This is a genomic window from Paracoccus sp. T5 (assembly GCF_048538155.2).
Taxonomy (GTDB): Bacteria; Pseudomonadota; Alphaproteobacteria; order Rhodobacterales; family Rhodobacteraceae; genus Paracoccus.
The window spans coordinates 1,321,087-1,345,492 of the sequence record NZ_CM135809.1 but is presented as its reverse complement, the minus strand read 5'-3'; the positions used below and the strand labels follow the sequence as shown (position 1 = coordinate 1,345,492).

Annotated in this window: 25 protein-coding genes; 11 read left to right on the top strand and 14 right to left on the bottom strand. The window is 67.6% G+C overall.

Annotated features, from left to right (window positions below; translation table 11 throughout):
- Positions 1-48 precede the first annotated feature (48 nt).
- From ACNR9W_RS06635 to ACNR9W_RS06620, 4 genes are read left to right on the top strand one after another with little or no spacing between them, the layout of a single operon-like run.
- Positions 49-783 carry a CDP-alcohol phosphatidyltransferase family protein gene (locus ACNR9W_RS06635; RefSeq protein ID WP_419268063.1) on the top strand — a complete coding sequence of 245 codons (735 nt, stop codon included), beginning with the start codon at positions 49-51 and terminating at the stop codon, positions 781-783.
- On the top strand, positions 780-2,384 hold the full coding sequence (locus tag ACNR9W_RS06630) for a sulfatase-like hydrolase/transferase (RefSeq protein WP_419268062.1): 1,605 nt from the start codon (positions 780-782) through the stop codon (positions 2,382-2,384). Before ACNR9W_RS06635 ends, ACNR9W_RS06630 begins: the two co-directional genes overlap by 4 nt.
- The gene (locus ACNR9W_RS06625) at positions 2,381-3,334 is read left to right on the top strand and encodes a lysylphosphatidylglycerol synthase transmembrane domain-containing protein (RefSeq protein ID WP_419268061.1); all 954 of its coding nucleotides are present in this window, start codon (positions 2,381-2,383) and stop codon (positions 3,332-3,334) included. Before ACNR9W_RS06630 ends, ACNR9W_RS06625 begins: the two co-directional genes overlap by 4 nt.
- Positions 3,331-4,389: a glycosyltransferase family 4 protein gene (locus ACNR9W_RS06620; RefSeq protein ID WP_419268060.1), complete on the top strand. Its 1,059-nt coding sequence runs from the start codon at positions 3,331-3,333 to the stop codon at positions 4,387-4,389. The genes ACNR9W_RS06625 and ACNR9W_RS06620 overlap by 4 nt, the downstream gene beginning before the upstream one ends.
- Here the strand turns inward: ACNR9W_RS06620 and ACNR9W_RS06615 are convergent.
- Genes ACNR9W_RS06615 through ACNR9W_RS06600 form a run of 4 tightly spaced genes read right to left on the bottom strand, consistent with a single transcriptional unit; the run spans position 4,386 to position 9,056 of the window.
- A complete protein-coding gene (locus ACNR9W_RS06615; RefSeq protein ID WP_419268059.1) occupies positions 4,386-5,804 on the bottom strand; it encodes an ABC transporter ATP-binding protein in 1,419 nt (472 codons plus the stop codon). The two genes, ACNR9W_RS06620 and ACNR9W_RS06615, sit on opposite strands and share 4 nt — an antisense overlap.
- Positions 5,801-6,625, bottom strand: coding sequence for an ABC transporter permease (locus tag ACNR9W_RS06610; protein WP_419268058.1), 825 nt, complete (start codon positions 6,623-6,625; stop codon positions 5,801-5,803). Before ACNR9W_RS06610 ends, ACNR9W_RS06615 begins: the two co-directional genes overlap by 4 nt.
- Positions 6,622-7,563, bottom strand: coding sequence for an ABC transporter permease (locus ACNR9W_RS06605; RefSeq protein ID WP_419268057.1), 942 nt, complete (start codon positions 7,561-7,563; stop codon positions 6,622-6,624). The genes ACNR9W_RS06610 and ACNR9W_RS06605 overlap by 4 nt, the downstream gene beginning before the upstream one ends.
- On the bottom strand, positions 7,560-9,056 hold the full coding sequence (locus tag ACNR9W_RS06600; protein ID WP_419268056.1) for an ABC transporter substrate-binding protein: 1,497 nt from the start codon (positions 9,054-9,056) through the stop codon (positions 7,560-7,562). Before ACNR9W_RS06600 ends, ACNR9W_RS06605 begins: the two co-directional genes overlap by 4 nt.
- Before the next feature lie 118 nt (positions 9,057-9,174).
- Between ACNR9W_RS06600 and ACNR9W_RS06595 the strand changes: the two genes are divergently transcribed.
- Positions 9,175-9,588 carry a VOC family protein gene (locus ACNR9W_RS06595; RefSeq protein ID WP_419268055.1) on the top strand — a complete coding sequence of 138 codons (414 nt, stop codon included), beginning with the start codon at positions 9,175-9,177 and terminating at the stop codon, positions 9,586-9,588.
- A complete protein-coding gene (locus ACNR9W_RS06590; protein WP_419268054.1) occupies positions 9,585-10,274 on the top strand; it encodes a fumarylacetoacetate hydrolase family protein in 690 nt (229 codons plus the stop codon). The genes ACNR9W_RS06595 and ACNR9W_RS06590 overlap by 4 nt, the downstream gene beginning before the upstream one ends.
- A gap of 12 nt (positions 10,275-10,286) precedes the next feature.
- On the opposite strand, the gene phoB is transcribed toward ACNR9W_RS06590, so the two are convergent.
- From phoB to thyX, 7 genes are all read right to left on the bottom strand, one after another.
- Positions 10,287-10,976, bottom strand: a complete 690-nt coding sequence (phoB, locus tag ACNR9W_RS06585) for a phosphate regulon transcriptional regulator PhoB (RefSeq protein ID WP_419268053.1) — start codon at positions 10,974-10,976, stop codon at positions 10,287-10,289.
- Positions 10,977-10,978: 2 nt separating this feature from the next.
- Entirely contained in the window at positions 10,979-11,695 is a 717-nt protein-coding gene (gene phoU / locus ACNR9W_RS06580; RefSeq protein WP_419268052.1) for a phosphate signaling complex protein PhoU, read from the bottom strand.
- Between the two features lie 20 nt (positions 11,696-11,715).
- The gene (pstB, locus tag ACNR9W_RS06575) at positions 11,716-12,513 is read right to left on the bottom strand and encodes a phosphate ABC transporter ATP-binding protein PstB (protein WP_419268051.1); all 798 of its coding nucleotides are present in this window, start codon (positions 12,511-12,513) and stop codon (positions 11,716-11,718) included.
- A gap of 20 nt (positions 12,514-12,533) precedes the next feature.
- Positions 12,534-13,826, bottom strand: a complete 1,293-nt coding sequence (gene pstA, locus ACNR9W_RS06570; RefSeq protein ID WP_419268050.1) for a phosphate ABC transporter permease PstA — start codon at positions 13,824-13,826, stop codon at positions 12,534-12,536.
- Positions 13,827-13,834: 8 nt separating this feature from the next.
- Positions 13,835-15,205 carry a phosphate ABC transporter permease subunit PstC gene (pstC, locus tag ACNR9W_RS06565; RefSeq protein WP_419268049.1) on the bottom strand — a complete coding sequence of 457 codons (1,371 nt, stop codon included), beginning with the start codon at positions 15,203-15,205 and terminating at the stop codon, positions 13,835-13,837.
- A gap of 56 nt (positions 15,206-15,261) precedes the next feature.
- Complete coding sequence (locus ACNR9W_RS06560) at positions 15,262-16,278, bottom strand: substrate-binding domain-containing protein (protein WP_419268048.1); 1,017 nt, start codon at positions 16,276-16,278, stop codon at positions 15,262-15,264.
- A gap of 221 nt (positions 16,279-16,499) precedes the next feature.
- Positions 16,500-17,405 carry an FAD-dependent thymidylate synthase gene (gene thyX, locus ACNR9W_RS06555; RefSeq protein WP_419268047.1) on the bottom strand — a complete coding sequence of 302 codons (906 nt, stop codon included), beginning with the start codon at positions 17,403-17,405 and terminating at the stop codon, positions 16,500-16,502.
- A 156-nt stretch (positions 17,406-17,561) separates the two neighbouring features.
- Here thyX and ACNR9W_RS06550 point away from each other — a divergent pair, with 156 nt between their 5' ends.
- Positions 17,562-17,990, top strand: coding sequence for a VOC family protein (locus ACNR9W_RS06550; protein WP_419268046.1), 429 nt, complete (start codon positions 17,562-17,564; stop codon positions 17,988-17,990).
- Between the two features lie 31 nt (positions 17,991-18,021).
- Here the strand turns inward: ACNR9W_RS06550 and ACNR9W_RS06545 are convergent, their stop codons facing one another.
- Together ACNR9W_RS06545 and ACNR9W_RS06540 are read right to left on the bottom strand one after the other, a co-directional pair.
- Positions 18,022-18,477 (bottom strand): MarR family winged helix-turn-helix transcriptional regulator, encoded by a 456-nt coding sequence (locus ACNR9W_RS06545; RefSeq protein WP_419268352.1) that lies wholly within the window; start codon positions 18,475-18,477, stop codon positions 18,022-18,024.
- 172 nt (positions 18,478-18,649) lie between these two features.
- Positions 18,650-18,958, bottom strand: coding sequence for a succinate dehydrogenase assembly factor 2 (locus tag ACNR9W_RS06540; RefSeq protein ID WP_419268045.1), 309 nt, complete (start codon positions 18,956-18,958; stop codon positions 18,650-18,652).
- Between the two features lie 216 nt (positions 18,959-19,174).
- Between ACNR9W_RS06540 and ACNR9W_RS06535 the strand changes: the two genes are divergently transcribed.
- Together ACNR9W_RS06535 and ACNR9W_RS06530 are read left to right on the top strand one after the other, a co-directional pair.
- Positions 19,175-20,377 (top strand): pyridoxal phosphate-dependent aminotransferase, encoded by a 1,203-nt coding sequence (locus tag ACNR9W_RS06535; protein ID WP_419268044.1) that lies wholly within the window; start codon positions 19,175-19,177, stop codon positions 20,375-20,377.
- Positions 20,378-20,429: 52 nt separating this feature from the next.
- A complete protein-coding gene (locus ACNR9W_RS06530; protein WP_419268043.1) occupies positions 20,430-20,813 on the top strand; it encodes a baeRF12 domain-containing protein in 384 nt (127 codons plus the stop codon).
- A 189-nt stretch (positions 20,814-21,002) separates the two neighbouring features.
- On the opposite strand, the gene ACNR9W_RS06525 is transcribed toward ACNR9W_RS06530, so the two are convergent.
- The gene (locus ACNR9W_RS06525) at positions 21,003-21,785 is read right to left on the bottom strand and encodes a 3-hydroxybutyrate dehydrogenase (RefSeq protein ID WP_419268042.1); all 783 of its coding nucleotides are present in this window, start codon (positions 21,783-21,785) and stop codon (positions 21,003-21,005) included.
- Between the two features lie 315 nt (positions 21,786-22,100).
- On the opposite strand from ACNR9W_RS06525, the gene ACNR9W_RS06520 reads away from it, so the two are divergent.
- Positions 22,101-23,906, top strand: coding sequence for an extracellular solute-binding protein (locus ACNR9W_RS06520; RefSeq protein WP_419268041.1), 1,806 nt, complete (start codon positions 22,101-22,103; stop codon positions 23,904-23,906).
- Positions 23,907-24,036: 130 nt separating this feature from the next.
- Positions 24,037-24,369, top strand: a complete 333-nt coding sequence (locus ACNR9W_RS06515; RefSeq protein ID WP_419268040.1) for a hypothetical protein — start codon at positions 24,037-24,039, stop codon at positions 24,367-24,369.
- Positions 24,370-24,406: the final 37 nt, after the last annotated feature.

Below are 24,406 nucleotides of genomic sequence, written 5' to 3'. Positions count from 1 at the left end.
TTTTGCGGGGCCGCTTGACGGGCGGCGACGGGACCATATGGTCGTCTGATGCAGATGCCCCCGCCCCCCGTCTCCACCTCCGTCAGCAGGCCCGGGTCGGCACGCCTGCCCCAGGGCCTGGCCGTCGCGGTTGCCATCGGGCTTGCGATCCATGTGGCGACGGCCGTCCTAGTCCTGGACGGGGGACGCACGATCTGGCCGGCCGCGGCGACCTTTCTTCTGGGGGCAGCCATCGTGGCAGAAGGGATGCGGCGGCATTATCCCCATGACCGCGTCGGCGCCTGCAACATTGTCACCCTGGTGCGGCTGGCCTTGTCGCTGGCGCTGCTGGCGCCTTTGGCCGGTGGGGCGGCGGCGGGATGGATGGTGGCCGCCGTGGCGGGCGTGGCGCTGACACTTGATGGCGTGGATGGCTTTCTGGCCCGGCGCAGCGGCCTCGTGTCGGATTTCGGCGGGCGCTTCGACATGGAGGTGGACGCGGCCCTTGCCTTGGTCTTGGCCCTGCATGCGCTGGCCGCCGGACCCTTGGGACCCGAAGTGCTGGTGCTGGGCGTCATGCGCTATGCCTTCGTGGCGGGTGGGGCGATCTGGCCCTGGATCCGCGCCCCGCTTCCGCCCAGCTTTGCGCGCAAGACCGTCTGCGTGCTGCAGCTCGCGGCCCTGATCACGCTGCAGTTGCCGCCGCTGCCGCCCGAGGCCGCCACGCTGCTGGCGCGGCTGGCGGCGCTGGCCCTGGCCTGGTCCTTCGGCCGCGACCTTCTGTGGCTCTGGAGGCATCGGTGAGCCGCTGGCACCTCCTTGGTCGCGCACTGTTGGCCGCGCTGGTCCTGCAGGGGATCATCGCCCTGCCCGACCGCCCGGGCGACCTGGCCGCCGTCGCCTGGCTGCGGCCCGCGCCCGAAGCGGGCCTCATCATCCTGGTGCTGCTGGCCTTCGGTCCCTTCTGGCCGGGCCGGCTGCTGCGCGTGCTGGCGACGGCCGCGATCCTGCTTGTGACGCTGCTGAAGCTGGCGGATCTGGCGATGCTGGAAAGCCTTGGGCGGCGGTTCAACCCGGTCGGGGACCTGCCCCTAATCGACGCCTCGGTCCGGCTGCTGGCGGGCAGCTTCGGGACGCTGGCGGCGGCCGCCGGCAGCTTGGCCGCCATCCTTCTGGTGATCGTGCTGATCGCCGCCATCTGGTGGGCCACGGGCGTCTGGATGCGGCTGGCCCTGGGGCGCCATATGCGCCGATGGGGGCTGGCGGCCGCATTCATGTTGGCCGCCCTTCTGGTCCTGCTGCCGCGGGCGGGCCTTGCCCCCCCTTTGCCAGATGCGTCTCGCTATGCCGCCGAGCGCGTGGCGCTGACCCTGCGCACGCTGAGCGAGTTGCGGAATTTCCGCGCCGCCGTGGCGCAGGACGATCTGGGCGCGCTGGCCCGGCCACTGGAGCTGATCGACCGCGACGTTCTGGTGATCTTTCTGGAAAGCTATGGCCGGACCAGCTTTGACACGCCCTTCTATGCGGGCCAGCACCTCGACCTCCTGGCGCAGGCTCAGGCGCAGCTGGACCAGGCGGGACTGGCGATGCGGTCGGGTTTCCTGACCTCTCCCACCCATGGCGGCCAAAGCTGGCTGGCGCATGGGACCTTCGCCAACGGACTGCTGATCAACGACCAGACGCGCTATCAGGCGGCAATCGCCAGCGGGCGCAGGACATTGTTCCACCATGCGCGTTCGGCCGGCTTTCACACCGCCGCCGTCATGCCCGCGGTCGTGCGCCCTTGGCCCGAATCCAGCACCATGGGCTTTCAGACCGTCCTTGCCGCCCCCGATCTGGGCTATCGCGGGTTGCCCTTCAACTGGGTCACCATGCCGGACCAGTTCACGCTGGCGGCCGTCGACCGCCTGCTGCGGACCGGCCCGCATCCGCGGCGGCTCCTGGCCCAGATCGCGCTGATCTCGTCCCATGCCCCCTGGGTGCCGGTGCCCGAACTGGTGGCATGGGACAGCTTGGGCGACGGCACGGTCTTTGACGCAATGGCCCAAGCCGGCGACCCGCCCGCGGTCGTCTGGCGCGACCGCGAGCGGGTGCGCCGGCAGTACCGTGACGCCATCGGATATACCCTGCGGACGGTGATGGACTATGCCCGGCTGCATTCCGACGACCCGCCGCTGATGATCCTGATCGGCGACCACCAGGCGGCCAGCTCGATCGGGCTGGATGAGCGGCGGGAGGTGCCGATCCACGTCATCGGGCCGGCGCATCTGGTGGAACTGACCGCCTCATGGGGCCTCGTGCCGGGCCTCATCCCGCCGCAGGACCAACTGCCCCTGCCGATGGAGACGCTGCGCGACCGCATCCTGCACAGCTTTTCGGACCCACGCGGAAATCCCCCCGCATGAGCCGGACAGGCGGGCTGCAGATCCTGGGTGCCGTGCTGCTGCTGGGTCTGTTCTGGCTGAATTTCGACGGGGCGCAGGCGCTGCGGATCCTGGCACAGGCAGATCGCGGCTGGCTGGCGGCGGCGCTGGCCGCGCTGACGGCGCAGACGCTGCTGTCGGCCTGGCGCTGGCGGATCACGGCCGGGCAGCTGGGGCAGATCATCCCCGGGCGCCATGCGGTCGCGGAATATTATCTGGCCCAAGTGGTGAACCAGTCCCTGCCCGGGGGCGTCGTCGGCGATGCCGGGCGGGCGCTGCGGGCGCGGCACCGGGCCGGGCTGCGCCGCTCGGCCGCCGCCGTGGCCATCGAGCGGCTGGCCGGTCAGCTGGCCCTTTTCGTCACCCTGCTGGCCGGGACGCTTGCCGCGACCCTGGTTCCGGGAGGGCTGGACCTGCCGCTGCCGATCCTGGGGCTGGTGGCGGTCCTGCTGGGGGCTGGGCTGCTGGGCATCCTGTCCGTCGCCTTCGCCGGACGCCTGCCCGGCCGCGCGGGCGTGGGCGCGCGCGACCTGCGCCGCATGGTCCGGCTGACGCTGCTCAGCCGGAACGCGCTGTCCCGACAGATCGTGCTGAACCTGGCCATCACCGGCGCGAACCTGGCGGCCTTCGCCTTTTGCGCGCGGGCCACGGGCACCGTCCTGTCGCCGGTCCAGGCGGCGGTGCTGGTGCCGTTGATCCTGCTGACCATGATCCTGCCCTTCACCATCAGCGGTTGGGGATGGCGCGAAGGGGCGGCAGCCGGGCTGTTTCCCCTGATCGGCGCCAGCGCGGCGGCGGGCCTGGCGGCCAGCCTGGCCTTTGGCCTGGTCTTCCTGGCCAGCACCCTGCCCGGGCTGATCGTGCTGCTGGCGCAGGGCCGCGAGGTCCCGGCCGCCCCTCTTGTCCCCGCTTCCACAAAGGCCGATCCATGACCAGCCCCCGCCCCGCCGCCTTTGCCCTGCCGGGCGACATCGCCACGCTGACCGGCGGCTATATCTATGACCGCCGCCTGGTCGAGGCGCTGCGTGCCCAGGGCCGCGCGGTCCGGGTGATCCAGCTGCCGGACAGCTTTCCGACCCCGGATGACAGGGACATGGACGCCGCGCTGGACCAGCTTGCGGCGCTGCCCCCCGATCTGCCGGTCATCATCGACGGGCTGGCCTTCGGCGCCTTGGACAGCCGGGGCCTGGCGCGGGTGCGGGCGCCGATCGTCGCCCTGATCCACCACCCGCTGGCGCAGGAAAGCGCCCTGCCCGCCGGTCTGGCCGATCACCTCTGGCGGACCGAGCGCGCCAACCTGGCCCTGGCGCGTCACGTCATGGTGCCCAGCCCGCACACGCGGGACATGCTGATCCAGCGCTATGATGTCCCGGAGGACCGTATCACGGTCGTGCGTCCGGGCACCGACAGGCCCATTTGCAGGACACCCGCGACGCCCGGACAGCCGCCGCTGATCCTGTCGGTCGGCATCCTGCACCCGCGCAAGGGCCACGACATCCTGATCGCGGCGCTGGCGCGGCTGCGGGACCTGGACTGGCAGGGCGTGATCGTCGGGACGCCCTGGGACCGGGGCCACGCGGCGGAATTGCAGGCTCAGGTCGGCGCGCTGGAGATCGGCAATCGCCTGCGTCTGGCCGGACAAGTGCCGGGTGAGGCGCTGCAGGAGCTCTATCAGCGCGCCTCGATCTTTGTGCTGGCGACCCGGTACGAGGGCTATGGCATCGTCTTCGACGAGGCTTTGTCGCATGGCCTGCCGATCGTCAGCACCCGTGCGGGCGCGGTGCCGGGCACAGTGCCGCCGGATGCCGGCATCCTTGTCGCTCCCGACGACCCGCAGGCGCTGGCGACCGCACTGCGCGGCCTGCTGACCGACCCGCAGGCACGGGCGGCCAAGGCGGCGGCCGCCGCGCGCGCCGGGGCGCTGCTGCCGGGATGGGAGGAGGCGGCGCGGCTGGCGAGCGCAGTTCTGGAGGGGCTGGCTCCCTAGGCCGCGCGGGCCAGCCCCGGATCGTCCAGCCGGATCACCCGATCGGCGACCTTGGCCAGAAGATCCGTGTCATGGCTGACGATCAGCAGGCCCATCCCGGTCTCACGCGCCACATCGACCAGCAGCCGCGTCACCTCGGCCTGGGTGATCAGGTCCAGCCGCGAGGTCGGCTCGTCCGCGAACAGGAAAACCGGGTCCAGCAGCAGGACGCGCAGCAGCGCCAACCGCTGCAGTTCACCCCCCGAAACCTCGGACGGGCGCCGCTGCAGCAGGCGCGGGGACAGGCGCAGCCGGTCCAGCAGCGCGCCGATGCGCCCCTTGTCCAGCCGGTGCCGCGCGACCAGATCGGCCAGCGCGCGGCCCAGGGTGACGCTGCCGGGAAAGGCACTGGGCGGGTCCTGGTACAGCTTCTGGAACCTGAGCGCCGCGCAGCCCGACGCCCGGGCCACGGTTCCGTGAGCCAAGGGAACCAGCCCTAGAAGGGCGTCGCCCAAGGTGGACTTTCCGCAGCCGCTTGGGCCCGACATGCCGATGATCTGTCCCTGACGCAGATCGAGATCAATGCTCGAAAACAGCACCCGTCCCCCCCGCGCAACCGACAAGCCCCGCGCCTCCAGAACCCGTGCGCCAGCAACCTGCCGCGGCTGCGGCTGCGGCCAGGCGGCCGGATCGGCGGCGATCAGCGCGCGGGTATAGTCGTGCTGGGGGTCGGCCAGCACCTGCGCGGCCGGCCCCCGCTCGATGATGCGGCCCCTGAGGACGACGACCAGGTCCCCCTGCAGCGCGCGGGCCAGCGCAAGATCGTGGGTGATGGTCAGCAGCCCCCCGCCCGCCGCCGTTTCCGCCAGCAGCAGGGCGCTGATCTCATCCCGGCGGTCGGCGTCCAGACCCTTGGTCGGCTCGTCCGCGATGACGATGCGGGCGCCCCCGGCTCGGGCGGCGGCAAAGGCCGCGCGTTGCGCCATGCCCCCCGACAGCTGATCGGGCCGCCGGTGCCCCGCCTGCGCCAGGCCCAAGCGCGCCAGATCGTCGGCGGCGGCGGCACGGGCCAATGCCCAAGGCAGGCGCCGCACCAGGGCATGTCCCTCGGAGACCTGCGCCGCGGCGGGCATCAAGGGGTCCAGGGACAGCCAGGGCTCCTGGGGCAGTATCCCGATCTGGCGCCCCCAGAGCGGGCGGAACGCCGCGGGCCGGTCCGGATCGAAGACCTGGCCCGCGACCTCCACGCGCCCCTCGGCCCGAAGGCCCGGCGGCAGCGTACCGATGATCGCCTGCGCCAGAAGGCTCTTGCCCGATCCGGTCTCGCCCAGGATCGTCAGCGGGCGACCCGCATGCAGCGCCAGCGATGCGGGCTGGACCAGGCATTCGGTCCCGGCATGGACGGAGACGTCAGTGGCAGAAAATAGCAGGCTCATCGACGGGTTCCTTGGGCCAGCAGGTTCAGGGCCAGGATCGTCAGGAAGATCGCGATCACCGGCTGGAACAGCGCCAGCGGCGCCTCGCGGTAATAGGGCAGCAGCTCGACCATCATCAGCCCCAGTTCAGGCGCGGGCGGGCGCATGCCGACGCTGACAAAGCCAAGCGCGGCAACGGTCATGATGGCGGTCCCCGCCCCGAAGGCCGCCACGGTCAGCAGAACCGGTGCCAGGTCCGGCCACAGATGCCGCCGGAACACATAGGCCGGCCCAAAGCCCAGCAGCCGCGAGGCCTGGACTCCCGGCGCCGCCAACTGCCGCGCGACCGTGGCGCGGGTCAGGCGGAAATATTCGATCCACAGAACCAGCGTCAGGCCGATCCAGAAGGCCAAGGGCCGGTCGGCAACGATCGCGGTCACGATCAGCACCATCAGTAGCCCCGGCAGGGCCAGAAGGCTGTCGGCCAGCAGGCACAGCGCCCGGTCCGTCAGACCGCCACGCCAGGCAGCCAGCACGCCAAGCCCGACCCCCGCGATCCCGGCCGTCAGGACCGAGGCCGCCGCGATAGCCAAGGACAGCCGCAGCGCCGCCGCCAGCCGCGCCATCAGCGACCGGCCCAAGTGGTCATAGCCGAAGGGCGCGACGGCATCGGGACCGGCCAGAGCTTTCACCAGGCTCTGCTGCAGCGGGTCGGTGGGCACGATGACCGGGGCCAGCAGCGCAAAGCCCACCACCATCATCAGAAGTGCGCACCCGATCCAGCGCAGCCGGCCAAAGCCGTGCCGGGCCACGGGCGTCAGGGTCATGTCGGACATGGTCATGGGGTCCGGGCTCCTCGGGGGTCGATCAGGTGGGCGGCAAGATCCGTCAGCGCGTTCAGCAGCACGAAGCCCAGGCCCAGCAGCAGCGCGGTGCCCTGCACCATCGGCACGTCGCGCCCGAAGATCGCGTGGACCAGGGCATGGCCGATGCCGGGCCAGCCAAAGATGGCCTCGACCACGACCACGCCCTCGATCAGCAGGACCAGTTGCAGGCCCAGGAAGGTGACCAGCGGCACGCCGATGTTGCGCAGGCCGTGGCGGCGCAGCATCTGCCCCTCGGACAGGCCCTTCCAGCGGCCAAAGGCATAGTCGGGCCGGGCCGCGACCCCGGCCATGGCGTCACGGGTGACCCGGGCCGAGACCGCCGCCAGCCCCAGGGCCAGCGTCAGCGCCGGCAGGATCAGGTGGTCCGGGCGGCCATGACCGGCGGCGGGCAGCCAGCCCAGCTGGATCGAGACGATGACGATCAGGATCAGCCCCATCAGGAATTGCGGCACCGCCCGCAGCGCGGCCGACAGGACCAGCAGGCCCCGGTCGATCCCTCCGCCGGCGCGCAGCCCGGCAATGATGCCAAGCGGCGGCCCGATCAGCAGCGACATGACCAGGGACACGCCCGCCAGCTGCAGGCTGGCGCCCAGCTGGTGACGGATCTCCTCGATCACCGGGCGGCCCGAGACCAGAGAGGTGCCGAAGTCCAGCCGCAGCAGGTCGCCCAGCCAGGCGGCGAAGGCCCTCCAGCCACTGCCGTCCAGCCCCAGCTCGGCGCGGACCTGCGCCGCCGCCGCCGCATCGACCATGTCATAACCATATCGGCTGGCGGCGATGCGAAAAGCCGCGTCGCCCGGCAATGCCTGCATCATCAGGAAGGTCAGCCCGCCCACCAGCACGGCCACCATCAGCGCCTGAACCAGGCGATATCCGACGGCGCTCAGGGTCATTCCGCCCAGTCCATGCGCGACAGGCCGATGCTGCGCTCGAACGGGTCGAGGACGGCGCCGGTCACGCCGGTGCTGACGGCGGCGGTCTGCTGATACCAGGCGACGGGAATGACCGGCAGTTCGTCCTGCAGGATGGCCATGGCCTGGTCGCGCTCGGTCTGGCCGCCCTTGCCCGACGCCAGATCGCGGATCAGGGACGCGAAGCCTTCGTGGTTCCAGCCCATCGCGCCCCAGTCCCCGCCGGTCGCATAATCGGTCAGGATTGTGCCGATCGGATCCGGGACCAGCGCAAAGTTCCGCGCCAGCAGCGCGAGGTCCAGCGATCCGTCGCCGTGGCGGACAGGGATCTCGGACGAATTCGTGGAATCGATCGTCAGCTCGACCCCGATCTGGGCCAGCATCTGCTGAAGCACCGCCGCCGACAGCGGCAGTTCGGGGCGGTCGGGATAGGTGGTCAGGACCAGGCTGAAGCGCTGGCCATCGCGCATCAGGATGCCGTCGGGTCCCGGGGTCCAGCCCAGCCCCGCCAGCAGATCGCGCGCCGCCTGCGGATCATGCGCCAGCGGCGGCAGGCCGTCGACATGCCAGTCCGCCACCGACGGGGGCAGCAGCTGATCCGCGCCGGTGGGATAGCGCAGGATCGCCTGCGCCAGCCCGTCGCGGTCGATCGCCAGGCTGAGGGCGCGGCGCGCGTCGGGCTCCGACAGCGCCGGATGCCCGGCGTTCACCTTGATGAGCAGCGAGCGCGGGGTCGGCACCGACATCACCTCGATCCCGTCGACCATCGCCAGCCGCGCCACCGATGCAGGATCGAGGGTGAAGACGTAATCGGCATCGCCGCTTTCCGCCAGCAGCGCCCGCGTCTCGGCCCGGCCCACCGCCTGATAGGTGACCTGAGGGATATGCGCGGCCTCGCCCCAATAGCCATCGAAGCGCTCGGCCTCCAGGCGCAGCGGCTCTTGCAGGGCGGTCAGACGATAGGGGCCGGTGCCGATTACCTGGGTGGCATTGCCGGCTGCGTCATAGGCCGCGGGCGCATAGATCAACCCGCGATATTCGGACAGGAAGGCCGGTAGCGGCGCGAAGGGTTCCGACAGGGTGATGCGCAGATCCTCGCCCGCCGGTTCGATGGCGGTGATGGGTGCGGTGTCGAGAAGGCCGGGCTTGGCGCGGGCGTGGTTCAGAGCCCCGGCGACGGCCGCGGCGGTCATGGGCGTGCCGTCATGAAAGCTGACGGCCTGGCGCAGCCGGAAGATCCATTCCAGCCCATCCTCCGAAACCGTCCATTCCGTGGCCAGCCCCGGAACCAGTCGGCCGTCCGGATCGGCATTCACCAGCGTCTCGGCCAGTTCCATCTTGATGAAGATCGCCCCCGAGGTCGAAGGATCGGCACCCTTGATCTCGAAGGGGGCAACGACGTCCAGAACGCCGTCGGTGGCAAAGGCCGGGGCGGCAAGGATCGTGGCAAGGACAGCAGGCAACAGGGGACGCATGGCAGAATCTCCGGACATGTTTTGTGATGCTATTACATCACCGTTCCGCCGCCGCAACCCGCTTGCGCCGCATTTGCAGGCCGTGCACAAATGGCCGGAGCATCGAGCGGAGACCTGCATGAAATCCCTGTTCCACCTAGCCATCCATGTCACGGATCTGGATGAGGCGCGCCGGTTCTATGGCGGCGTCCTGGGCTGCGCCGAGGGGCGTTCGACCGATACCTGGGTCGATTTCGACTTTTTCGGACACCAGCTGTCGCTGCATCTGGGAACGCCCTTTCCCACCACGCGCACCGGCCGGGTGGGGCCGCACATGGTGATGATGCCGCATCTGGGCGTGGTGCTGCGGCTGCCGGACTGGCTGGCGCTGGCGGATCGCCTGCAGGCGCAGGGCATCGCCTTTGACATCCCCCCGGTGATCCGGTTCGAGGGGGAACCGGGCGAGCAGCGGACGATGTTCTTCTTTGACCCGTCGGGCAACCCGATCGAGGTCAAGGGCTTTGCCGATTTCGATGGCCTGTTCGCCTCATGAGCGGCTTTGTCATCCCGGCACCGCAGGTCCCGTCCCTGCCCGTGCAGGGCAGCACCGACCGTTTTCCGGTGCGGCGCATCTTCTGCGTGGGGCGCAACTATGCCGACCACGCCCGCGAGATGGGGCATGACCCCGATCGCGAGCCGCCGTTCTTCTTCACGAAACCCGCCGACGCGCTGCTGACGGACGGGGCGCCCCTGCCCTATCCGCCCGCCACCGGCGATCTGCATTTCGAGGCCGAACTGGTCGTGGCCCTGGGCGCGGGCGGCAGCGACGTCGCGGCGGCGGATGCGCAACGGCTGATCTGGGGCCATGCCGCCGGCAATGACATGACACGCCGCGATCTTCAGGCCGAGGCCAAGCGGATGGGCCGGCCCTGGGACATGGCCAAGGGCTTTGACGCCTCGGCACCCTGCGGGCCGGTTTCCCCGGTGGACCAGACGGGGCCGATGGACAAGGGCCGCATCACTCTGGAGGTGGACGGGCAGATCCGCCAGGACGCCTGCCTGTCGCAGATGATCTGGCCCGTGGCCCAGATCATCGCCCACCTGTCGCGTCTGGTGCGGCTGGCGCCCGGGGACCTGATCTTTACCGGCACGCCCGCGGGCGTGGGTCCGGTCCGGCGCGGCCAGACGATGACGGTCGGGATCGAGGGCCTGGGCGATCTGGTCACGCAGGTGACCTGACGGCCCGCCCCCTCAGCCCAGGGCGTAGCCCGTGCCGCGGACCGTCCGCACCGGGTTGTCGCCGCCGTTCTGCATCAGCGCCTTGCGCAGCCGGCCGACATGAACGTCAATGGTGCGGGTGTCGACATAGATGTCCCGACCCCAGACCCGGTCCAGCAGCTGTTCGCGCGTCCAGACCCGGCCCGGCTTTTCCATCAGCGTGGACAGCAGCCGGAACTCGGTCGGGCCCAGGTGCAGGGCCTGGCCGCCGCGAAAGACCCGATGTTCGGCCGCGTCCAGGATGATGTCGCCAAAGCTCAGCCGTTCGCCCATGGTGGCGGGGCGGGTGCGGCGCAGCTGCGTGCGCAGGCGGGCCATCAGCTCGACAACGGAATAGGGTTTCACCACATAGTCGTCGGCGCCGGTTTCCAGGCCGCGCACACGGTCGACCTCTTCGCTGCGGGCGGAGAGCATGATGATCGGGATGTTGCGGGTCGAAGGGTCCGCCTTGACCTGCCGGCAGACCTCGATGCCGCTGACCTTGGGCAGCATCCAGTCCAGCACGATCAGGTCGGGCTGCTCCTCCTGGACCAGCAGCAGCGCATCCTCGCCATTGTCCGCGACCACCACGTCGAAGCCCTCGGCCTCGAGGTTGTAGTGCAGGACCTCGCGCTGCGCGCCCTCATCCTCGACGACCAGAACGCAGGGGGCCTGACGCGACATGATCAAGCCCCGCCCGCCGGAACGACCGGCACACTGTTGCTTTTGGGGCGCGCCTCGTCGGGCAGATCACCGGTGACCAGATAGACGACCTGCTCGGCGATGGTGGTGGCATGATCGCCCATGCGCTCCACGTTCTTGGCGATGAAATGCAGATGCATGCAGGGGGTGATGTTGCGCGGATCCTCCATCATGTGGGTCAGGAATTCGCGGAACAGGGCGTTGTACATCTGGTCCACCTCCAGGTCGCGCTGGCGCACGTCTTGGGCCAGGTCGGCATCGCGGCGGATATAGCTGTCCAGCGCGTCCTGCAGCATCTTGTTCACGGCCTGGCTCATCCGGCGCAGGGCGATCCCCGCCCCTTCGATGACCGGCAGATGCGACAGGACCTCGGTGCGCTTGGCCATGTTCTTAGAATAATCGCCGACCCGTTCCAGCGAGGCCGAGATCTTGATCACCGCCAGTACCATGCGCAGGTCAGTCGCGGTGGGGGCGCGCAGGGCGATCAGCCGGGCGGCATCCTCGTTGATCTGCGCCTCCAGCGCGTCGATGGCCTTGTCGCGGCGGCGGACCTCCTCGGCCAGCTCCTCGTCGCGGGTGTCCAGCGCGGTCGCGGCGTCGGTGATCGCGGCCTCGACCATGCCGCCCATCTTGACCACCATGGCCTGGATCGTCTCCAGGTCGCGGTCGAAGGCCGACGAGATGTGCTTGTCGCGGTTCATGTCCTGTCCTTTCGAAGGCCTCAGCCGATCCGGCCCGAGATATAGGCTTCCGTCCTGCTGTCGCGCGGGCGCGTGAAGATGTCGTTGGTGTCGCCGTATTCCACCAGGTTGCCGAGGTGGAAGAAGGCGGTCTTCTGGCTGACCCGGGCGGCCTGCTGCATCGAATGCGTCACGATGACGACCGAATAGCGCTCGCGCAGCTGGTCGATCAGCTCCTCGACCTGGCTGGTGGCGATCGGGTCCAGGGCAGAGCACGGCTCGTCCATCAGCAGGACCTCGGGTGCGGTCGCGACGGCGCGCGCGATGCACAGGCGCTGCTGCTGGCCGCCCGAGAGGCCGGTGCCCGGCTCGGCCAAGCGATCCTTGACCTCGTTCCACAGGGCGGCACCGCGCAGCGCGCCTTCCACGATCCCGTCCAGGTCGGCCTTGGTGCGGGCCAGTCCGTGGATGCGGGGACCATAGGCCACGTTGTCATAGATCGACTTGGGAAAGGGGTTCGGCTTCTGGAAGACCATGCCGACGCGGGCGCGCAGCTGCACGGGGTCCACGCGGCGGTCATAGATGTCCTGTCCGTCCAGACGGATCTCGCCCTCGATCCGGGCGCTGTCGATCGTGTCGTTCATCCGGTTGATGCAGCGCAGGAAGGTCGACTTCCCGCAGCCCGAGGGGCCGATGAAGGCAGTCACGGTCTTGTCGAGGATGCCGACGTTCACGTCCTTGATGGCCTGCTTGTCGCCATAGAAGACCTGCACGTTGCTGGCCGAGATCTTGATGTCCTGCTGGCTCACAGCGGTCTCCGTTCGGGTCGTGTCATACATGGTAGGATGTCCTTGCAAGATTACCAACGGCGCTCGAACTTGCTGCGCAGGTAGATGGCCAAGGCGTTCATCAGCACCAGGAAGCCCAGCAGGACCAGGATCGCGGCCGAGGTCCGCGCGACAAAGCCGCGTTCCGGGCTGTCGGCCCAGATGAAGATCTGGGTGGGAAGGGCGGTCGAGGCGTCAAAGGGCGTGGCGGGGGCCGAGGTAACAAAGGCGTTCATGCCGATCAGCAGCAGCGGCGCGGTTTCGCCCAGGGCCTGGGCCAGGCCGATGATCGTGCCGGTCAGGATGCCCGGCATGGCCAGCGGCAGGACATGGCCAAAGACGACCTGCTGTTTCGATGCGCCGACGCCCAGGGCCGCCTCTCGGATCGACGGCGGCACGGCCTTCAGCGCGGCCCGCGTTGCGATGATGATCGTGGGCAGCGTCATCAGCGCCAGCACCAGCCCGCCCACGAAGGGCGCCGAACGCTGCATCCCGAACCAGTTCAGGAAGACGGCCAGACCCAGCAGGCCGAAGACGACTGAGGGCACGGCGGCCAGGTTGTTGATGTTCACCTCGATGATGTCGCTCAGGCGGCTCTTGGGGGCGAATTCCTCCAGGTAGATCGCCGCGCCGATGCCCAGCGGGAACGAGATCAGGAAGCAGACCAGCAGCGCGTAGAAGGACCCGATGATCGCGCCCTTCAGGCCCGCCAGTTCGGGAAAGCGCGAGTCGGCCTGGGTGAACAGCGCCCAGTTGAAGGGCAGCGAGATGCGCCTCTCAGCCTCCAGCTGGCGGAAGGCGGCAATGTCCGCATCGCTGAGGCGGCGGGTGGATTCGTCGGACAGTTCGTCGACGTTGCCCTTGTTCAGCTGGTCATAGACGTCCGACACCGGGACGCGGATCTGGATGGTCTCACCGATCAAGGACGGGTCCTCGACCACACGGTCGCGCACCACGAACTGCGCCGCGTTCGACACGATGCTCGACAGCCCGCGCATCCGTTCCTGCGGGGCATCGGGAAAGGTTGCCTGCATGGCCTCAGCGATGACGCCGCGATAGTTGCCCTTGGCCGGATCGGCGGCGTCCACCATCTGCGCCGAAACCGGCACGTCCAGCGTCACATGGGTCTGCCGGAAGGCCTGCGCCCCGCCCGAGATCAGCGTCCACAGCAGGATGCCCAGCATCAGGAAGGCCAGCATGATCGCGGCCAGACCCAGGAACTTCAGCCCCGCCTCCTTCCGGTGGCGGCGGGCCAACCGACCCTTGAACTCGTCCGAGGACCAGGTCGGCGCGGGCTTGCTGCGCTGGTGGGGAAGATCGGTCATCGCAGGCCTCAATCGTATTGTTCGCGGTACTTGCGCACGATGCGCAGCGCCAGGATGTTGATGAACAGGGTGACGATGAACAGCATCAGGCCCAGGGCAAAGGCGGCCAGCGTCTTGGGGCTGTCAAAGGCGGTGTCGCCGATCAGCAGCGTCACGATCTGCACCGTCACCGTCGTCACGCTGTCCAGGGGATTCAGCGTCATCTTGGCGATCAGGCCCGCGGCCATCAGCACGATCATCGTCTCGCCGATGGCGCGGCTGACGGCCAGCAGGACGCCGCCCACGATGCCCGGGATGGCGGCGGGGAACAGCACGTTCAGGACGGTCTCCGACCGTGTCGCGCCCAGGGCGATGGCGCCATCGCGCAGCGACCGCGGCACCGCCGACAGCGCGTCATCGGCAAAGGACGAGATGAAGGGGATCAGCATGATGGCCATCACCCCACCGGCGGCCAGCGCGGTATTGGGCGCCACGGGGATGCCAAGCGCCGCCCCCCAGGCCCGCAGCGCAGGCGCGACGGTCAGGATGGCGAAGAAGCCGTAGACCACAGTCGGGATGCCGGCCAGCAGCTCCAGGATCGGCTTGGCCACGGCACGAAAGCGCCGGTCCGCGAATTCGTTCAGATAGATCGCCGACATCAGCCCGATCGGGACAGAGATGGCGATGGCCACGAAGGTGATGACCAGCGTGCCCAGAAAGACGGGCAGCACGCCGAAGGCGCCTTCGGCCGCGATCTGGTCGGCACGGATCGGCATCTGCGGCTCCCACCGAGTGCCGAACAGGAAGTCCGTCAGCGGCACCATCTGGAAGAAGCGGACCGATTCGAAGACCAGCGAAAAGACGATGCCGAAGGTGACGATGACCGCCACCAGCGAACAGGCGATCATCAGCCCCATCACGATCCGCTCGACCGCCTGGCGGGCGCGGAACGCCGCCGCGACTTGGCGGCGCGAGACGAGAAGCAGGACCGCCGACAGCGCCGCGACCACGGCCACCATCAGCCAGGCCGAGGTCGACCGCAGGCCGTTCATGCGTTCGGCGGCCTCCAGCTTCCAGGGCTCGGGCGTGCCGAAGACGCGGCCCTGCGCCAGGGACTGGATCTCGGACAGGACCAGCTCCCGGTTCGCGGCCTCGTCCAGAACGCCGTCGGGCAGCCCCGACATGGTCAGCGCATTGATCGCGCCGTTCTGCAGCATGATCCACAGGACCGTCACCACAACCGCCGGAACCATGATCAGCAAAAGGCCGTAAAGCCCGTGGAACATGCCGAGCGAGTGCAACCGCTCGCCGCGATCACGCAGGGCCAGTGCCGCCCGCCGGTTGATCATGTATGCTGCCAGAGACGCGCTCAGCAGCAGGGCAAAGGCCAGACCTGTCATGGGATCCTCGCGATCGTGATGGCCCGCCCCGCATCGCGCGGGACGGGCCGAAGGGCTTATTCGGAGACCGCGAAGTCACCCTCGCCCGAGGTCACGCGCGCCTGAAGCTCGGCACGCTCGTCGGCGGGCAGCGCGACCAGCCCGCGCTCGGACAGGTAGCCCGTGTCCGACAGGGCGTTCTCGGACATGTATTCCTCGACGAATTCCTGCAGGTTCGGGATCACGCCGCGATGCGCGTCCTTGACGTAGAAGAACAGCGGACGCGACAGCGGGTATTCCCCCGAAGCGATCGTCTCCATCTCGGCGTCGACGCCGTTCAGGTGCACGTCGATCAGCGTGTCCATGTTTTCATACAGGAAGGAATAGCCGAAGATGCCCAGGGCGTTCGGATCGGTGTTCAGGCGCTGCACGATCAGGTTGTCGTTCTCGCCAGCCTCGATGAACGGGCCGTCGGTGCGCATGCGCGAGCAGTTTTCCTTGACCCAGTCCGACTTCTTCTCGGCCGCTTCGGCCAGTTCCATCGCGGCGGCGTTCTCTTCACAGCCGGCATGCATCGCCAGTTCGACAAAGGCGTCGCGGGTGCCCGAGGTCGGCGGGGGCCCCATCACGGTGATCGCCACGTTGGGCAGCGATGCGTCGATCTCGGACCAGTTCATGTAGGGGTTCGGGACCAGCTTGCCGTCCTGGACGATCTCGGCCGCCAGGGCCAGATAGACCTGCTCCAGCGTCAGGTTCCAGTCGGCCTCGCTGTTGCGGGCAACTGCCATGACCAGACCGTCATAGCCGATCATCGCCTCGGTGATGTCGGTCACGCCGTTCGAGACGCAGAGGTCGTATTCCGACTTGGTCATCGCCCGCGAGGCGCCGGTGATGTCGGCCGTGTTTTCGCCCACGCCTTCGCAGAAGATCTGCATGCCGCCGCCCGTGCCGGTCGATTCGACGATCGGGGCCGGTGCGCCGGTCTGGTTCGAGAACTCTTCGGCAACGGCCTGGGTATAGGGGAAGACCGTCGACGAGCCGACGATGCGGATCTGGTCGCGCGCCGCCGCAGCGGTGGCCGAAAGGGCGATCACGGACAATGCCGTGGCGGTAAGACCGAAGCTCTTCATGTCTGTACTCCAGAGAGGTGGAACTGGTTATCGTCGCTGCACCCCTAATGACGGGCTGTGACGCCTATGTATGATTCTGGTGACGCTTTTATGACAGGCAGCGTTCCCGGCGCGGGGAAGGTGTCACGAAAAAGCCCCGCGGGCCGGGGCACGCGGGGCTGGATGGGTGGACATGTCTTGGGCTGTCAGCCCCAGACCTCCTGGAATTCGCGCCATTCGCGGGCGCCCATGCCCGATGTCTCCTGCGTCACGACCTCGCCGGCCAGGCGGCGCTTCAGCGCGGCCGCGGCCTGGGCCGACAGGTTGACCGCGTTCATCCGATAGTCGCGGAAGGCATTGAAGGCGGCCGGCACCCAGTCGCGGGTGATGTCGCACATGACCTCGGCATAGGCCCGGATCTCGTACTGCGCATGGGCATCGGCCCGCAGCCGCAGGAAATGCAGCAGGTTGTGCAGGTTCACCTTCCAGTACCACTGGGTATAGATGTTGGCCGGCAGGTTCATCCGCGCCAGTTCGCGCGCCAGCCCCTGCTGGCCCTCCTGGCTCAACATCGCCTCGTAGTTGTCATAGCTGCGCATCGCGTCCTCGCGCAGCAGGTCCAGGACCCGGGCGGCCTCGGCGCCCTGCAGCACCTCGCCCCGGCCCTGGTTGTTCTGGCTGGACTGTGCGGCCAGTTGCTCGGGTGCCGGGATGTAGAATTCCCGGTCCAGGATCGAATACCGCGCGGAATATTCGTTCACGTTGGCGGTGCGGTGGCGGATCCACTGGCGGGCCACGAAGACCGGCAGCTTGACGTGGAACTTGACCTCGCACATCTCGAAGGGCGTCGAATGCCAGTGCCGCATCAGGTAGCGGATCAGCCCCTCGTCATTCTGCACCGACTTGGTGCCCTTGCCATAGCTGACCCGCGCCGCCTGGCAGATCGCCGCATCGTCGCCCATGTAGTCGATGACGCGGACCAGGCCGTGATCCAGCACCGGATGGGCCACATAAAGATGCTGCTCCATCCCCTCTGAGACGGCGCGTAGCGTCTGGCGCGGCGTTGCGCGCAGGCTGTCGATCTCGGCCTGCTGGTCGGGCGTGAGGGGCATGGCGCAGGGTCCTTTCGGGCGGTGGGGTGGCCCTCGTCCTAAGTCAAGATCCGCCACCGGACAACCGGCATATGCGCCGGTTAGCCCCTCCGCCACAGGCTGTTGTCCGCCGGGCACGACCGTGACAGTCTGCACCCGCAAAGACAGGAGATGCCCATGAACATCCGCTATCTGCACACGATGGTCCGCGTGAAGGACCTGGACCGCACGATGGAATTCTTCCGCCTGCTGGGGCTGGAGGAGACGCGCCGCATCGACAACGACAAGGGCCGCTTCAGCCTGGTCTTCATGGCGCCGCCGGGCCAGGCGGAATGCCCGGTGGAACTGACCTGGAACTGGGACGGCGACGAGGGCCTGCCTTCAGACAGCCGCCATTTCGGTCACCTGGCCTATCGCGTCGGCAACATCTACGAGATGTGCCAGACGCTGATGGACGCGGGCGTCACCATCAACCGCCCCCCGCGCGACGGGCACATGGCCTTTGTGCGCAGTCCCGACAACATCTCGATCGAGCTGCTGCAGGAAGGCGACCATCTGCCCCCGCAGGAGCCGTGGTCCAGCATGGAAAACACCGGCCACTGGTGACGGGCGGGCGGCGTAGCGACCGCCAACCCGGTCAATAGATATATCGGATCTGCTCGCTCCAGAACCGCTCGATGCGGCGGTTCTGGAGGTTCACCTGCTCCAGCGGCGGATCTTCCAGAACCCCGGACATGGACAGCCCTTCCGCATGCCGCAGGAAAAGCCGGTGCACCATATCCCGGACCTGCTGCCCGTCGGGGGTCAGGCGCACCCGGACCGAGCGGCGGTCCAGATCGCAGCGCTCGTGATGGACATAGCCCATCGCGACCAGCTTCTTGAGATTGTAGCTGACATTCGATCCCTGATACATCCCGCGCGAGCGCAGCTCCCCGGCGGAAACCTCCGCCTCGCCCAGGTTATAGAGGATCATGGCCTGCACGGGGGTCAGATCACCCCGATGAAGGCGTTCGAATTCGTCCTTGACCAGATCCAGCATCAACCTGTGCATCCGCTCCAGCAGCTGAAGCGATTCCAGATAGGCCTCGGTCATGTCGGGCAAGGCGGCGGATTGGCAGTGATCGACCGTCGGAAGAGGGTCGCGGGGGGCGGGTGCGAGCATGGCGCGAGATGATCCTGTCCTGTTCGTCATGTCCTGACATTGACATGAAAAAGACAATCTTCAGTTAAAGCCCGGCCCCGGCAGATGCAGATTGATGAAAACTCTAACGATCGGCGGCGAAACGGGTCGCGGCATGACGCGCGATGCGGTCCAGCATCGGCGCCAGCAGATCCGGGGCGCCCCGGTCCGGCCCCGGACCCTCGCCGATCCGCGCCGTGACCCACAGATAGAGGTCCTGGTCATTTTCGCCCAGCATCCGCTCGTAGAGGTCCAGCTCGTCCCCGGACAGCTTGTCCAGGCAATCATCGGCAAAATGGCCCAGGATCAGGTCCATCTCCTTCATGCCGCGGCGCCAGCTGCGCATGTGCAGCCGTTTCAGGCGGTGTTCGCGGGTTTCCATCGTCTCAGCCATCGGCCAGAACCTCCTGCAGGCGTTCCATCGGGGCCGCTGTCCGCAACAGGCAGCAGCCCCCTGTCCCGTCTTGCGGCCACGCCCTCTGCCCGTCAACAGGCAACCGCCCCCGGAGGCGCCGCCGCGGCGATCCGCCCCTGGACGCAGCCCCGCTTGTGAGGCGGGGTCCGCAGGCGTAAGCCGGAAGCGATCAAATGCACAGAGACGAGGTTTTCCATGGCGTTCATTTCCGGCCGGCTGGCCCGCATCAAGCCATCGCCCACGATCGCCATGACCACCCGTGCCGCAGAGCTGCGGGCGGCGGGACGCGACATCATCGGGCTGTCGGCCGGAGAGCCCGACTTCGACACGCCTGAACACGTGCGCGATGCGGCAAAAGCCGCCATTGATGCAGGGCACACCCGCTATACCGCCGTCGACGGCACCCCTTCGCTGAAGCGCGCCATTGCCGACAAGTTCGCGCGCGAGAACGAGTTGGACTATGCGCCCTCGCAGATCACCGTGGGAACGGGCGGCAAGCAGATCCTGTTCAACGCCCTGATGGCCACCCTGGATGACGGCGACGAGGTCATCGTGCCCGCCCCCTACTGGGTCAGCTATCCCGACATGGTGCTGCTGGCAGGCGGTGTTCCGGTGATCGTGGAATGTCCGCAAAGCATAGGTTTCCGCCTGACCCCGGAGGCGCTGGAGGCGGCGATCACCCCGCGCACCAAATGGCTGATCCTCAACTCGCCTTCGAACCCTTCCGGGGCGGGCTATGACCGGGCGCAGATGCGGGCCTTGTGCGATGTGTTGCTGCGCCATCCGCAGGTCTGGGTCCTGTCGGACGACATCTATGAACACCTGGTCTTCGACGGCTTCGAATTCTGCACCCCTGCCCAGGTCGAGCCGGCGCTGAAGGATCGGGTGCTGACCATGAACGGCGTCAGCAAGTCCTATGCCATGACCGGCTGGCGCATCGGATACGGCGCCGCACCCGAGCCGCTGATCAAGGCGATGGCCAAGCTGCAGTCACAGTCGACCTCAAATCCCTGTTCGGTCAGCCAATATGCGGCCGAAGCCGCGCTGACCGGGCCGCAGGATTATGTCCGCGACAGCCGTGCCGTCTTTCAGCGCCGTCGCGACCTGGTGGTGGCGGGGCTGAATGTCTGCCCGGGGCTGGATTGCCCGGTGCCGCAGGGCGCCTTCTATGTCTATCCGTCGATGGCGGGGCTTCTGGGCATGACCTCGGCCGGCGGCACCCGCATCACCGATGACGAGGCCTTCGCCAACGCCCTGCTGGACGAAGAGGGCGTAGCGGTGGTCTTTGGCGCCGCCTTCGGCCTCAGCCCGCATTTCCGCATCTCCTACGCCACCGGAGACGAGGTCCTGCAGGAGGCGGTGGCGCGGATTCGCCGCTTCTGCGAGGGCTGCAACTAGCGCGGGTGCGGCCGCGTTGGGCATCAGACGAGCAGATCAGAAGGAACAGAGCATGTTGCCCCACAACACCGTTGTGGTCGTCGCGGACGGCCACTCTGCCAGCATCTTCCGCAACGTCGCGCGCCACGGGATCGAACTTGTCCAGATGGAGACGGTGACGCCTGCCAGCCTGTCGGATCCCGCAACCACGCCGGTGCTGGACGAGATCTCGCCCCGCGACGAGGAGGAGGCGGGATTCGCGGCGCAGCTGACGCGGCACCTGAACAAGATGGTGCTGAAGCACAAGATGGAGGATGTGGCGATCATCGCGGACCCCTCCTCGCTCGGCGTCATGCGCAAGCATTACCACAAGGAACTGCAGCTGCGGCTGCGCAAGGAAGTCGCCAAGACCCTGACGAATTCGGACATCCCCGCAATCCAGAGCGCGCTTGGCTGACCAAGCCCGGATCGGAAGGATGGGCGCCCCGTCATCATGGGGCGCCCCAGGACATCAGAAGATGCCGAGCACATAGAGGATCACGATCACGACGACCGGAACCCCCAGAAACCACGCAACAATTCCCTTCATCTTCCTACCTCTTGCACTGTCTTCAGGCGAACGCCGCCTGCCCCCTGCGGTTCCCCCTCAAAGCGCCGTCCAGCCGCCGTCGACGCTGATCGTCGTGCCGGTGATCTGGGCCGCCGCATCGCTGCACAGAAAGACGGCCGTATCCCCCAGCTGCTCGGTCGTCGCGAATTCCTTGGACGGCTGACGTTCCAACAGCACCTTCTCGATCACCTCTTCCCGCCCCATGCCGTATTTCGCCATCGTGTCGGGGATCTGCGCCTCGACCAGCGGCGTCAGCACATAGCCCGGGCAGATCGCGTTGCAGGTGATCGCCTCGCGCGCGGTCTCCAGTCCCGTCACCTTGGTAAAGCCGACGATGCCGTGTTTGGCCGCGACATAGGCCGACTTGTAGGGGCTGGCCGTCAGGCCATGGGCGGATGCGATGTTGATCACCCTGCCCCAGCCGGCCTCGCGCATCATCGGCAGCGCGGCCGCCGTCGTGTGGAAGGCCGAGCTGAGGTTGATGGCGATGATGGCGTCCCATTTCTCGGCCGGAAAATCCGGGATGGCCGCGACATGCTGGATCCCCGCGTTGTTGACCAGGATGTCGCATGCGCCCGCCTGCCGGATCAGGTCGCGGCACTCCGCACCCTTTGACATGTCGGCGCGGACATAGCGCACGCGCACCCCCAGCTCTGCCGCCAGGCGGTCGGCCAGGGCGTGATCCTCGTCGCGCTCGGTGAAGCTGTTCAGGACCAGGTCCGCGCCGGCGCGACCCAGACGTTCGGCGACCCCCAGCCCGATTCCGGAATTCGACCCCGTCACGATGGCTGTCTTGCCTTTGAGGAATTGCTCGAACATCGCTAGCTCCCAGGTTGCGTTCGGCCCGGACGCAGGGATGCGGGGCCGCTGTTGCGGGTGCAGCTTGGGAAAAAAAAAGCGCCCGCACAAGGCGGGCGCAAGTCATGAGGCAGGTTTCATACAGGCAAGAAACCTATCGAGCAGTGAGTTATTTATACGCGAGGAACCGCCCGAGTCCAACACCCATCTTCCGGGCTTGGTTGACGCACCGTTGCCGAGGCTGTTGATATCGCGACCAAAGAACGACCCAAGGGGCAGCAGGCGATGCGAATCTTAAAAAACCTTAACAAATTCGCGATCAGGGGCGCCCTGCCGATGATCCTGAGCCTGGTGGCCAGTGTTGCAGCAATGCCGCTGGCAAGCCTTGCCGGCCCTGCCCATGGCATTGCAATGTATGGAGAACCTCAACTGCAGGAGGACTTCGCCCATCTGCCCTATGCAAATCCCTCTGCCCCCAAGGGCGGTGCGATTCGGATGGCGGAACCGGGTGGCTTCGACTCTCTCAAACCCTGGATCCTCAAGGGCAACGCGGCCTGGGGCGTGGGCCTCCACGTGACCGAGTCGCTGATGATGCGGTCCATCGACGAGCCTTTCACCCTCTACGGCCTGCTGGCCGAGACAATCGAAACGGCGCCCGACCGGTCATGGGTCGAATTCACGCTGCGCCCCGAGGCGCGGTTTTCCGACGGCAGCCCGGTCATGGTCGAGGACGTGATGTGGTCCTATGAGACGCTCGGGACGCAGGGCCATCCCCGCTATCAAAGCGCCTGGTCCAAGGTGGCCAGCATGGAACAGACCGGAGAGCGCAGCATCCGCCTGACCTTCACCGAACAGGACCGGGAACTGCCCCTGCTGATGGGCATGCGCCCGATCCTGAAAAAGGCGCAGTGGGAAGGCCAAGATTTCACCCAGTCCAGCCTGGAGCCGCCGATCGGCAGCGGTCCCTATGTCATCGACCGGGTTGATCCGGGACGCTCGATCACCTTCCGCCGCAACCCGGAGTATTGGGCGAAGGACCTGCCACTGATGGCGGGCCTGAACAACCTGGACGAAATCCGCTATGACTATTTCGGCGATGCCAACGCGATGTTCGAGGCGTTCAAGGCCGGCGAGGTCACCGTCTGGCGCGAGCTGTCGGCGCAGAAATGGGCCGCCGAATATGAATTCCCGCTGGTGACCCGCGGTGACGTGATCAAGTCCGAGATCGCGAACGAACGGCCCTCCGGCATCGTGGGCCTGGTCATGAACACCCGCAATCCGATCTTCGACGACTGGCGCGTGCGCCAGGCGATGATCGAGATGTTCAATTTCCGCTTCATCAACCAGACGCTGAACGGCGGCACCGACCCGCGCATCACCTCGTATTTCTCGAACTCGGTCCTAGCCATGGACGAGGGCCCGGCGACCGGGCGCGTGGCCGAGCTGCTGGAACCCTTCGCAAACGACCTGCCGCCCGGCACGCTGGACGGCTACAGCCTGCCCGAGGGCAGCGAGCGCGCCATGGACCGCCCGGCGCTGCGCCGGGCTCAGGCCCTGATGGAGGAAGCCGGCTGGACCATCCAGGACGGCCGGATGCGCGATGACCAGGGCCGGCCCTTCGATTTCGAGATCCTGCTGAACCAAAACGGCACCGCCATGCGGTCGGGATCGGAAACCCAGCAGATCGTCAACATCTACGTGGAGGCGCTGCGCCCGCTTGGGATCACGCCGCGCGTCACGCTGCTGGACGCGGCCCAATATGTGGAGCGCACGAACAACTACCAGTTCGACATGACCTGGTACGAGCGCGGCCTGTCGCTGTCGCCAGGCAACGAACAGCGCCTCTACTGGGGCCGCGACGGCGTCACGACGCCGGGCAGCCGCAACTGGATGGGCATGGACAGCCCCGCGGCCGAGGCGCTGATCGACACGATGGTGCGGGCCGGGACGACCGAGGAATTCACCGCCGCCGTCAAGGCGCTGGACCGGGTGCTGACCGCCGGGCGCTACGTGATCCCGGTCAGCTTCTCGCCGATCTCGCGGCTGGCCCATGCGGCCGATCTGAAATATCCTGATCGCCAACCGATTTACGGCGACTGGCCGGGCTTTCTTCCTGAAGTCTGGTGGAAGGAGGCGAACTGATGCGGATGTTTTGGGTTACCTTGCTGGCTTGTGGCATACTTGCCGGATGCAACACGGTCGCCGGTGTCGGCGAAGACATTACTGGGGCGGCCCGCTGGTTCCAGGGTGCGATCCCCGCAGGAGGTTATTGATGAAGTGGCACCATGTGCAGGAAAACTGGGCGGCCTTCTATGAGGCCATCCTCGACAAGTGGCCCGACGCCGACGAGAGCGATCTGGACGAGATCGACGGCGACCAGCGCGCCTTCGTGGCCTATCTGGCCGAAGCGACCGGTCAGGAACCCGCGGAGATCCGCGAGGAACTGCGCGAATGGCTGACGGGCGAGATCCCGTCGGACGTCGTGATGGATCCGGGTCATGACAACCACTCGATCGCGCTGAGCGCCAAATTCGTGAACGAGGGCGAGGACGAGTTCGCGGATGACGCCCGCTTCGGCGACGACGAACGCCAAAGCGACGAATGACGCCGCGGGCTGCCCCGATCCCTGCGGTCGGGTCAGC